The organism is Kitasatospora sp. NPDC004272, assembly GCF_053603035.1.
On the sequence record NZ_JBSGET010000040.1, the window covers coordinates 44,479 to 55,427 of the forward strand.

The window sequence follows — 10,949 nt, forward strand, 5'->3', positions numbered from 1 at the left end:
CCGCTCCGGCGGTGGCCGGGTCCTGTGCCGCCCCGGTGGTGGCCGGGTCCTGTGCCGCTCCGGCGGTGGCCGGGTCCTGTGCCGCCCCGGTGGTGACCAGGTCCGACGCCCGGCAGTAGCATCCCGCGGATGACCACCACCGTGCTGCTGGTCGACGCCGCCGTCCTCGGCTCCACCGGCACCGCCCTGCTGCTCGGCCCCCGCGTCCTGCGCCCGCCCGCCGCCACGGCCCGTCCGGTCGGCGGCCCGCCCGCCACCGTCCGGCCGGAGGTGCTGCTGGCGGGGGTGGTCGCACTGGTCTACCTGAACCAACTGCTGTGCTGCGCCTACCTGGTGCGGGCGCACGGCGGTGACGCCGGGTACGTCGCCCGCTACCTGCCGCCCGGGTGGTTCGCCGAGCCGACCGGGCACCCGGTGGTCCGGGCACTGGCCGCGCACCTGCCGGCGCCCGGACTGTTCGCGCCGACGGTGCTGCGGGTGCAGGCGTTCCTGGAACTGCCCTTCGTGCTGCTGGCCTACGCGACCGTGCTGCACCGCCTCAGCCCCGCGCTGCTGCGCCGCGTCCTCGGCTCGCCCGCGCCGGTGTGGACGGCCGCCGCCTCGTACACCCTGGTGTTCGGCGTCGTCGAGTGCGCGCTGCGCAACCCGTGGACCGTCCAGGACGTGGCGATCCGGACGCTGTCGGCACTGTGCACCGCACCGCTGCTGCTCCGCGCCGCCCGCCGCGCACCGGGAGCGGAACGGCCCCTGGACACCCTCGGGTTGCTGCGCTTCACCGCCGAACTGTGGGCCGTCGGCACCCTGGTGATGGTGGTCTACGACACCGCTCTGCTCTACAACCTCCGCCACCTGCAAGGGCGTTGGTCCGAAATACTGATCGCCCTGGCGGTCCTCGCCGCCACCGGGTACGACCGCCGCCCGGCCCCGGCCTCGACCCCGGCCGCCGCTCCCGGCCCCGGGACCGCCGCGCTCGCCGTCCTGCTGCGCCGGGTGCTGGTGCTGTTCCTGGTGCCGGCCCTCGCGGTCCGCTACGGCCTCGGCTTCGCCCACCCCCGACTCGCCGCCGCCGGGGCGTTGTCGGTGGGGCTCGCCGCCCTCGCCGACCGCCGGATCCGCGCCGCCGCCCGCCCGCTCGCCCTCGCCGGCACCGTCGGCCTCGCCGCCGGGTACCTCGCCCTGCACCTGCGCCAGGACACCTACCCGGAGAGCGGCCTGCTCCGCGCCATGACCGCGCTCCCCGCCACCGCCGCGCTCCTGCTCGCCCTCACCGACCGCCGCCGGCGGCGCGCCACCGCAGCCAAGACCGGAACCACCGCAGCCAAGACCGGAGCCGCCCTCAAGGCCGACGCCACCGCCCCCAAGGCCGACGCCACCGCCGCCGACTGAACGAAGAGTCGGTCCCAAGTGTCCCGAACGCCCTATCATGGGGCGTCACTTGCCGTACCACCCCGGCACGCGGCGCGGTCCGCCCGCCCGCGTGGCCCGGCCCCGGACGAGAGCCGCCACCATGACCGCACCCCACCCGCCGCACCCCGGCGGGCAGCCGCCCTTCCCGGCGCCGCCGTCGGCGCGACGCCCGAAGGGGACCTGGTACTTCGTCGCGATGATCTGCTCGTTCGGCCTGTTGACGCCGCTGCCCTTCCTGCACGCGGCCTCCCGGCTGAACCGCCGCAGCCTGCGGATCCGCGCGGCGGTCTACGCCGCGCTCGTCGTCCTGCTGTTCACGCTCAGCTCCTTCGTCCCGCACGACGCGCAGGGCCACGTCACCGGCGGAGTGGGCGACGCGCTGGAGGGGCTGTTCGTGCTCGGCATGATCGGCACCGTCGGGTTCGCCTGCGTGCAGATCGGCCCGGTCCGCCGCGAGGTGTACGGCCTGGCCGCCCCGGCCGTCCCGCCGCCGACCGGCCCCGGCTCCGCCGACCCCGTCGTGGCGGCCCGCCTCGCCGCCCGGGCCCGGCGCGAGGAGGCCCGGGCCCTGGTCGCGCGGGACGCCGTGATGGCGCACGAACTGCGGATCGGCCGACCCGACCTGACCGGCCCCTACGACGACGGTGGCCTGGTCGACCTCAACTCCGCCCCGGTCGAGGCGATCTCCGCCCACTGCTCGCTCCCGCCCGAGACGGCGGCCCGGGTGGTCCGGGCCCGCGAGGAGCTCGGCCAGTTCCGGACGGTCGACGAGGTGGCGGTGTACGCCCAGCTCGCCGAGGGCGAGACCGCCCGGGTCAAGGAGTACGCGGTCTTCCTGCCGAAGTGACAGCGGCGGTGACGGCGACGGGCCGGGCGGGCGCGGGGATCAGGGCGTGAACCGCCCCCGCACCGCCCGCAGCAACAGCACGAGCGGCCGCCGCGCGGCGGTGCGCCGGTAGCCGTGCCGCGACCAGACGGCCGGCAGTACCACCCCGGCGAAAACCAGCAGGGCCAACAGGAAGAGCATCAACTCGACGGTCACGGACGTGACTCCCTCGCACTCGTAGTCGGACGGACTGCCGACGAGGAGCACCCTCCGCCCCCGCCGCCGACCGCGGGGCGGACCGGGAGGAACCGGGACGAGCACCCGAACTCCCCTGCGTCCGCCGTACGATGGGCCCGCCGACGCGGAACGTCCCGGAACGTTCCGGAACGGCGGGCGGCGACCGGGGCGGTACGGGGGCATGGTGGCGGAACAGGCACGGCAGCGGTACGTCGACGCGCTGAACGAGGTCCACCGCGCGGCCGACAGGCCGAGCTACGAGCAACTGGCCAGGGCGAGCGCCGGAGCCATCAGCAAGAGCACCGCGTACCGCCTGCTGAACGGCGACTTCCAGCGGACGCCGGACTGGAACGCCGTCCGGGCCCTGCTGAACGCCTGCCGCGACTGCGCCCCCGCCTCCCGCCCGGTGCCGCCCGCGCTGCTCGAACCGAAGCTGTGGAACCGCCGCCACATCGCACTGGAGACCGCGCTCGACGCGGCGCCGCAGCCCCTCCCGGTGCCGCAGTCCGTCCCGGCGCCGCAGCCCGTCCCGGCGCCGCAGGCAGCTGCCGCCCTCCAGGCGTACGCCCGCCGGGTGGTCGAGACGTACGGCCGCCTCGACCTGGAGATCCTCACCCCCGACCACGACCAGGGCGAGCAGCCCGTCGTCGAACTGCGCGAGGTCTTCGTCCCGCCCTCGGTCCGGGTCGACCCGCCGCAGGTGGAGCTGTCCCAGGAGCTGCGGCAGCGGCTGCTGGAGGGCGGCGAACTGTCGGCCGAGCAGTTGCCGCCCGGCATCGACCCGGACCGGCTGGCGGAGATCCGGGACGCCTACCGGCAGCGGCCCAGCGAACCCGTCCTGGCCGTCCTGGCGCGCGACGACGCCCGCCGGGCCGTCCTGCTCGGCGACCCGGGCGCCGGAAAGTCGACCCTCGCGCACTTCCTCGCCCTCGCCCTCACCGGCGCCGAACTCGACGGCGCGGAACCGCTCGCCCCGCTCGTCGGCCACGTTCCGCTGGTCGTCGAACTGCGGACGTACGCCCAGGAGGAGTGGCGCCAGTCGACCTTCGAGGATTTCCTCGCCCACCTGGCCCGCACCGAGGGCCTGGCCCCGCCCCCGGAGATCCTGCGGCCCCTGCTCGCCGACGGCCGCGCGCTGGTGGTCTTCGACGGCCTCGACGAGCTCTTCGACCCCGAGGTCCGGACCGCCACCGCCCGCCGGATCGCCGCCTTCGCCGCCCGCTACCCGCACTGCCGGATCCTGGTCACCTCCCGCACCGTCGGCTACCACCGCGCGGTGCTCGACGCCGCCGGGTTCACCCACCACATGCTCCAGGACCTCGACGACGGGCAGATCACCGCCTTCGCCCGCCGCTGGTACGCCACCTCCTGCCCCGGCCGCCCCGCCGACGCCGCCACCCTGGTCACCCGGCTCGGCGACGCCCTCACCCGGTCGCGCCCGGTCCGCGAACTCGCCGGCAACCCGCTGCTGCTCACCATCCTCGCCATCCTCGGCCGCCGCCAGACGCTCCCGCGCGACCGCCACGGCGTCTACCGGCACGCCGTCACCGTCCTCGTCGCCCGCTGGGACCGCGACGCCAAACACCTCACCGCCCACCTCCCGCCCGCCGTCGCCGAGACCCTCGAAGTCCTCGGCCAGGAAGAGCGCCTCGAACTGCTCCGCCTGCTCGCCCGCCACATGCAGGAGGGCCGCGACGGCATCTCCGGCAACCACGTCCACGAACGCGCCGTCGAGGAACTCTTCCGCGACTACCTCCAGTTGTGCGACGTCGCCCCCGACCGGGCCCGCCCCGCCGCCCGCGCCATGATCGGCCAGCTCCGCGAACGCAACTTCATCCTGGCCCGCTACGGCGGCGGCGTGTACGGCTTCGTGCACCGGACCTTCCTGGAGTACCTGGCCGCCGACGACCTCGTCCACCGCTACGAGCACGAACGCGAGTGGACCCCGGGGGAGTTGGTCGGCGAGGTGCTCATCCCGCGTGCCGGAGACCCGAGTTGGCACGAGGTCCTCCTGCTGGTCGCCGGCCAGCTCCGCGAACGCGACACCGGAGCACTGGTCGACGGCCTGCTCCGGTTGCACCGGGCCCGGCAGAAGCGGCGCGGGGCACGAGAGTTGGGGCTCGCGCTGCGCGTGCTCGCCGAGGTGAAGAAGATCGCCGTTCTGGCAGACCTGAGCAACCAGGCCATCGACACGGTCACCCAGTACCTCGATCAGGACGGTTGGAACTACGGAGTCTCGCCCGCTGCCCTCGCGGGATTCGGCCCGCAGTGGACCGGGCGGCGACGCTACCTCCGGTGGTACGCCCTCTGGGGGTACGAGAAGGGAGACGACAGCATCGGCGCCGTACTGGCGAGCGCGCTCCTGGACGATCCCGACGCCGTCCTCGGCCTGGCCGATACATCGTCGCCGATATGGTTCAGCGACGTGATGGCCAGGGTGTTGCGTCTGTGGAACGCCGCCCCCGGTGTCCTCGACGCGGTGGTCGATCAAGTGACGCACCACGCGCAACACTGGGCACGCTACATCCTGCTCGTGATGCTCGCCAGGACGGAACTCGACGACCGCGGTACGGCCACCGTGCAGGCGCTCCTCCGGAACCGGGCCGCCCACGATCCGGACTCGATTGTTCGTGAGGTGGCCGCCAAGTTGCTCAAGGAGGGCCGGGCGGTCGGCTCGCAGTCGCTGGCAGCCCGGGGCGTGACGGATCATCGGTCGGTGGATTCGGCACCGGGCGAGGCGGCGTTGGAGACGGCCGTCCGGGCCTGGCGAGATGGTGACCGGAAGCCGTTGTGCGACGGTATGGAACCGCTGCTCGACGACCCGATCATTGCTCGGATGCCGTCGTGGCGGCGGCACCATGTGCGTAACCGACTGGACCGGCACCCGGAGGACCGCGCCATGGTCGTGGACGCCTTCGGGTCGGCCGAGTCGGTCGAGGACCGGTCGTTGGCCTTCTCCCTCATCCGGGTCGGCACAGACCCGACCGATCCGGACCTCCTCGACCTCCTGCTCGACCGCGCCGCAGTGGAGCCCGACGACGAACTCCGCCATGAAGTGCTCGACGTCCTCGGTGACCGGCCCGGCGATGCCCGGGTGGCAGCCCTCATCCACGGGGCGCTCAGGTACGACCCGGCGCCCGCCAACCGGCGGACGGCCCTGGCCTGGTTCCTCCGGCGCCGGCCGGACGGGACCGACCTGCCCGAGCTGCTGCTGGAGCGGGCCGCCGACGACCCCGCGCCGGAGGTGCGGCGCTACGCGCGGCGGGCGCTCGGCCAGTGGTGGTTCGAGGACCCCCGCTGCGTGGCGCTGTTCCGCGCGCCCTGGGCCGTCGACGGCACCGTGGACGACACCCCGGACGACCGCTGGGTCCGCTTCCAGGGCCTCGCCGCCACCGGCGCGACGACCGAGGAGCTCGGCGACCTGCTGGCGGCGGAACCCGACGAGAGCGTGCGGTCCCGGATGCGGCGGACCCTCACCCTGCTGGGCCCGCCCCGCCCGGTGACCCGCCTCGCACTGCTGCGCCGCCTCGCCACCGGCATGACCCTTCTCTCCTCCCGGCGTTGACGCAAGCACCTCCCGTACGGTGAAACGTTCGCCGTACGAGGGGTCCGGAGGAGGCCGCCCGGAGTCGGGCGGCTCCGCCTCCTGCCCGGGGCCGGCCCGGCCGCTCGCGGAGCGGGACCGCCGAAGGGTGCCGGAGTGCCGGGTCACCCGCGACGAGCCTGAACTGCTGGAACTGATCGCCGGTGTCCTCGCCTCCGCCGGCGGCGGTCCGGCGCCGTGGGCGAGCGGCACGACCGGTGCCGTCCCCGCGCCCCGCCGACGGGCCGATGTCCTGCGGGCGGCGCGCAGCCGCGCCGGGTCCGCCCGTGCCGGACGTCAGTGGTGGACCTGGTCGTCGTCATCGTCGACCAGGCCGAGGTCGAGCGGGGCCGGGCCGGGGCCGTCGCGGAGCAGGCCGGGCAGCAGGACGGCCAGGTCGCGGGGGCGGACGGTCTGGTCGGTGCCAGCCAACTCCTCGACGCTCCACCAGTGGTGGCCGAACCTGGCCTCGTCCGGGTCGACCCGGACGGCGGCGGCCTCGGCGGCGGTCAGGCGCAGCAGGCGGTACTCCTCCCACTGCCGGAAGGGGCGGCCGTCGAAGGTGAAGTCGGCGGTGCGGGTCCACACCGGCGGCCCGAGGCGCTCGCCGGGCAGTTCGAGCCCGGTCTCCTCGCGCAACTCCCGGACGGCGGCAGCCAATTGGTCCTCACCCTCCTCGGTGCCCCCGCCGACGGTGAACCACCAGCGGCCGCCGGCCGGCCTCGGATCACGGGAGCAGAGCAGCAGCAGCCGGTCCCGGTGGTCGAGCAGCAGGACGCGCGAGGTGCTGCGCAGGATGCGTGAAGTGCCGTGCGGGTGAGGGGTCATGGCTCCGACCATAGCCCTCCGTCCGGCGAACTCCCTTTCATGCCAGGGTGGTTGGCGGGAACGGGCCGACCGGCGGCCCATTCCCGCCAACCGGGCGGGTCACTCGGTGGGCTCCCAGGCCCCGACGGCCCCGCGCCGCCCCTGCTCGGCGCCCGGCCCGCAGTGCGGTGTCCGACGCGCGGCCGTCGCCGCACGGATCCTGCAAAAAACTTGACGGACCGTCAGGAAGCCTTCCCGGGGCCGGAAGGGGACTTCTCCTCGTCCAGGGAGAGCCGGTAGGACGCGAACAGCAGCACCGCGACGGCCGGGTCGATCAGCAGGGACAGCATCGAGTTCGGCAGTACCACGGACAGCACCGCCTGGCCCAGGATCACCAGCACGATCCGCAGCGCGGAGCGCCGGTCGTCGCGCAGCAGGTGCCAGGCGCGGCCGAAGCCGCGGCCCTCCAGCAGGACGGCCATCGGCAGCAGCGCGAACGCCGCGGCCAGGAACAGGCTGACCGGGAACAGCGGCAGGCTCAGCGAGCGCACCAGCGAGTCGTCGCCCCAGAACAGCGTCGACGCCACCCAGGTCAGCCCGTACAGGTTCACCGCGGAGCTGAGCAGGGCCAGCCGCAGCACGGGGGAGCCCGCCGTCCGCAGCGCCCGCACCAGGTCGCCCTCGCCGTTCAGCAGCCGCAGCCGGGCCGACCAGCGCCAGGCCCCGAGCACCGCGCCGATCACGAACATCAGCACCGTCTCGGCCGACTCGGCCGCCCCGGCCCCGGCCACGATGCTGCTCAGCACGGACAGCGCGACCAGGTGCAGCAGTTCCACCACGAGTAGCTGCCACCAGCAGGCGACCACCCGCTCCTTGGCGACCGTCCACCACACCGAACCTCGACCCGCCATGTCCTCGATCACGCCCCGACCGTACCGGACGGCCTTCCGCGCTCGAACGCCGCGTCCACCAGCGGGTACGCCGCAGCCGGCGGGAGGGCGGGCCCGCGGTCGGGGCGCCCACCGGGAAAACCGGCGGCGCGCCGCCACGGCCGACTGCTTGGATGGCGCGACGCGGACGGCACGGGGAGAGGCGGACGGCGTGCGGCAGCCGAAGGACGACGGCGACCTGTTGATGATCAACCGGCTCGCGCAGGGTGCGCGCACCCCGGAGCAGGGCCTGGAGTGGTTCGCCGGCCTGGACAGGGAACGGCGCCAAGTGGTGCTGTACGCCCTGTGGTTCTGCTCCGACCAGGCCCGGGCCGAGGACGCCGACGTGCCCGGGGCGATCCGCCGCGCGGGCATCCGGCCGACCCGCACCCCGGCCGTCATGCTGGCCCGGGGCGTCCGGAACGCGGGGCGGATCGCCTTCCTGCCCGCCGACGAGCAGATCACGTCCTTCCGCCTGCTGAGCGCGCTCTTCGCGATCGCCGACGAACGCCGCCGGGCCGGCCACTGCGCCGACGGCTGCTCGCACCACTGGCACAACCTGACTGCAGAGAAAGAAGACTGACGAACCGTCAGAAACATTCCGGCGTCCGCCCGGCGGGGTGCGGGACGGCCATGGGCCCGATGCTGCCACGGCGCCCCGCGCGGCCGGGGCGCGGGGTCAGGACGGGAGCCGGGCGGCGAGCGCGTCCAGCAGCAGGTCGAGGGCCAGCGGGTAGGCGCTGCGCCGCATGTCGGCGGCGAGCAGGTCGGCGGTGGCGGTGATGTGCGGGTGGGTGTCGGGGGAGAGGTCGCGGTAGGCGGTGTCCCAGACGCCGCTGTCGGCGTGCTGGGCGGTGGCGGGCAGGGCGATCGCGGCGGAGTCGAGGACGGCGAAGCCGAGCGCCTGGTCGATGAAGGCGTGGTAGAGGCTGACCGCGTCCGGGTCGGGGAACCCGGCCCCGCGCAGTATCCCGAGCATGGTCTCGATGGCCCTGATCTCGTTGGCCCGGCCGGTGGTGCGGTACGCGGCGAGCACGGCGGCCTGCGGGTGGGCCAGCGAGTGGGCGTGGATGCGCAGCCCGACCTCGCGCAGGTCGGCGCGCCAGTCGCCGGTGGGCCGCCAGCCGTTCAGGCCGAGGCCGATCAGTTCGTCGGCGACCGCCAGTAGCAGGTCGTCGGCGCTGTGGAAGTAGCGGTAGATCGCGCTGGGGTCGGCGCCGAGCGCGAGGCCCAGGCGGCGGACGGTGAACGCCTGGGCGCCGTGCTGGCCGACCAGGCGCAGCGCGGTGTCGACGATGACCTGTTCGGAGAGGACGGTGCCCTGCTTGGTGGGACGCCGCCGGCGGCGCTCGGTCTCGGGGACGACCCGGTCGGCGCGGTCGGCGTGTTCGGTGCGGTCGATGCCGTCGGGGCGGTCGACGCCGTCGGGGCGTCCGGGTCGTCCGGGGCGTCCAGCGCGGTCGGTGCGGTCGGTCATGGCCGGTGAGCCTAGGGCACCCGCCCTTACGACAACAGCATTGACGTTCGACGGGGGCAGGGGTTTCATGGCGTTCCCGCCGGGGCTTCCCCGCAGGCGGTCCCCCACGACTCCCCACGACACCCATTCGGCGGTGATCCTTTGGCAACGACGGTCAAGGACCGGGGCCCCGTCCCCGACGGCGGCGGCCCCTCCGCGGGCCCGGACGCGATGCGCAAGTCGGTCGGGGTCGGCGCGGTGGTGGTGATCGCCGCGTCCAGCACGGCGGCCACCACCTCGATCGGCATCGGCCTGGGCCTGATGGCGGGCGTGGTCGGCCTGCACCTGCCGGCCATCATGCTGCTGGCCTTCCTGCCGGTGCTTGGCATCGCCAGCGGCTACGGGCGGCTCAACCGGGTCGAACCGGACGCGGGCAGCTCCTACCGCTGGGTCGGCAAGACGCTCAACCCGTGGCTGGGCTTCCTCACCGGCTGGGTGAACATCGTCACCACCGTGGTATTCATGGCGTACACCACCACCGTCACCGGCTCGGCGATCATCCAACTGGTCGGCAAGGCGGGCCTGCACGCGCTGCCCGGCGTGGCGCTGGACCCCGACTCCAGCCTCCAGTGCACGCTGATCGGCATGCTGGTGCTGCTCACCGCGACGGTGGTCGCCGTCCGCGGCCTCGACCTGGCCGCCAAGCTGCAGAGGTACCTGCTGGTCTTCGAGTACGCGGTGCTGATCGCGTTCTGCGGCTACGGCCTGTTCGCGGGCGACCAGCCGTTCAGCCTGTCCTGGTACGACCCGTTCGAGATCCCGTCGACGGCGGCGCTCGCCCAGGGCATGGTGCTCGCGGTGTTCTGCTACTGGGGGTTCGAGTCGGTGTTCAGCGTCGGCGAGGAGGTGCACGACCCGAAGGACGCCACCCGCGGCGGCTTCCTGTCGCTGCTGCTGATGCTCGGGCTGTTCCTGTTCGCCGGCACCGCCTTCCAACGGGTGCTGCCGATCGGCGAGTTGGCCGACAACGGCGCCACCGGCCTGGCGTACTTCGCCGAGAAGCTCGCCGACCAGCCGCTGGCCGCGCTGCCCCTGGTGGCCCTCACCTTCTCCGCCGCCGCCTCGCTGCAGGCCGCGGTCATCCCCACCGCCCGCGGCGCCTACGCGATGGGCCGGGACGGCACCCTCGGCAGGGTCTGGACGCGGCTGCACCCGCGCCACCGCACCCCCGCCGCCGGCACCTGGCTGATCACCGGCATCTCGCTGGCGCTGGCCGGACTGTCGCTGGCCATCCCGACCGTCACCGAACTGATCACCGCCACCGTCAACGCCATCGGCATCGTCGTCGCCCTCTACTACGCGCTGGTCGCCATCGCCTCCGCGGTGCGCTTCCGGCACCTGCTGCGCGAGGACCTCGCCGAGGGCCTCAAGGCGGTGGTCGCCCCGCTGTTCGGCGCGGTCGTGCTGCTGCTGGTCGGCGGTTACCTCGCCTGGACCTTCTACGACTCCGCCGACCACTTCGAACTCGCCGCCCACAACGGTTGGTTCGAGCTGACCGTGCCGGTCCTGATGATCGCCTCCGGCCTGGTCGCCGCCGCCTGGTCGCGCTGGGTCCGCCGCTCGGCGTACTTCGCCGGCGCCACCGACCGGGCCGCCGCCGGCCCCGCCGGCCCCGCCGGCCCCGCCGACCCCGCCGGCCCCGCC

The 10,949-nt window shown here is 74.4% G+C and carries 9 protein-coding genes; 5 read left to right on the forward strand and 4 right to left on the reverse strand.

What is annotated here, in order from left to right:
- Window positions 1-129 precede the first annotated feature (129 nt).
- Window positions 130-1,386: a hypothetical protein gene (locus ACWEO5_RS15050; RefSeq protein ID WP_452162808.1), complete on the forward strand. Its 1,257-nt coding sequence runs from the start codon at window positions 130-132 to the stop codon at window positions 1,384-1,386.
- A 121-nt stretch (window positions 1,387-1,507) separates the two neighbouring features.
- Window positions 1,508-2,254, forward strand: a complete 747-nt coding sequence (locus ACWEO5_RS15055; protein WP_452162809.1) for a helix-hairpin-helix domain-containing protein — start codon at window positions 1,508-1,510, stop codon at window positions 2,252-2,254.
- Between the two features lie 39 nt (window positions 2,255-2,293).
- Here the strand turns inward: ACWEO5_RS15055 and ACWEO5_RS15060 are convergent, their stop codons facing one another.
- Entirely contained in the window at window positions 2,294-2,449 is a 156-nt protein-coding gene (locus ACWEO5_RS15060) for a hypothetical protein (protein ID WP_452162810.1), read from the reverse strand.
- A gap of 202 nt (window positions 2,450-2,651) precedes the next feature.
- Here ACWEO5_RS15060 and ACWEO5_RS15065 point away from each other — a divergent pair, with 202 nt between their 5' ends.
- Entirely contained in the window at window positions 2,652-6,035 is a 3,384-nt protein-coding gene (locus ACWEO5_RS15065) for an NACHT domain-containing protein (RefSeq protein WP_452162811.1), read from the forward strand.
- A 315-nt stretch (window positions 6,036-6,350) separates the two neighbouring features.
- On the opposite strand, the gene ACWEO5_RS15070 is transcribed toward ACWEO5_RS15065, so the two are convergent.
- Both ACWEO5_RS15070 and ACWEO5_RS15075 read right to left on the reverse strand, forming a co-directional pair.
- On the reverse strand, window positions 6,351-6,881 hold the full coding sequence (locus ACWEO5_RS15070; RefSeq protein ID WP_452162812.1) for an NUDIX hydrolase: 531 nt from the start codon (window positions 6,879-6,881) through the stop codon (window positions 6,351-6,353).
- Window positions 6,882-7,102: 221 nt separating this feature from the next.
- The gene (locus ACWEO5_RS15075) at window positions 7,103-7,783 is read right to left on the reverse strand and encodes a hypothetical protein (RefSeq protein ID WP_452162813.1); all 681 of its coding nucleotides are present in this window, start codon (window positions 7,781-7,783) and stop codon (window positions 7,103-7,105) included.
- Window positions 7,784-7,961: 178 nt separating this feature from the next.
- Between ACWEO5_RS15075 and ACWEO5_RS15080 the strand changes: the two genes are divergently transcribed.
- On the forward strand, window positions 7,962-8,372 hold the full coding sequence (locus ACWEO5_RS15080) for a DUF5958 family protein (RefSeq protein ID WP_452162814.1): 411 nt from the start codon (window positions 7,962-7,964) through the stop codon (window positions 8,370-8,372).
- A gap of 96 nt (window positions 8,373-8,468) precedes the next feature.
- On the opposite strand, the gene ACWEO5_RS15085 is transcribed toward ACWEO5_RS15080, so the two are convergent.
- Window positions 8,469-9,266 carry a TetR/AcrR family transcriptional regulator gene (locus tag ACWEO5_RS15085; protein ID WP_452162815.1) on the reverse strand — a complete coding sequence of 266 codons (798 nt, stop codon included), beginning with the start codon at window positions 9,264-9,266 and terminating at the stop codon, window positions 8,469-8,471.
- Window positions 9,267-9,407: 141 nt separating this feature from the next.
- On the opposite strand from ACWEO5_RS15085, the gene ACWEO5_RS15090 reads away from it, so the two are divergent.
- Window positions 9,408-10,949: APC family permease (locus ACWEO5_RS15090; RefSeq protein ID WP_452162816.1), on the forward strand; the 1,542-nt coding region annotated here is incomplete at its 3' end.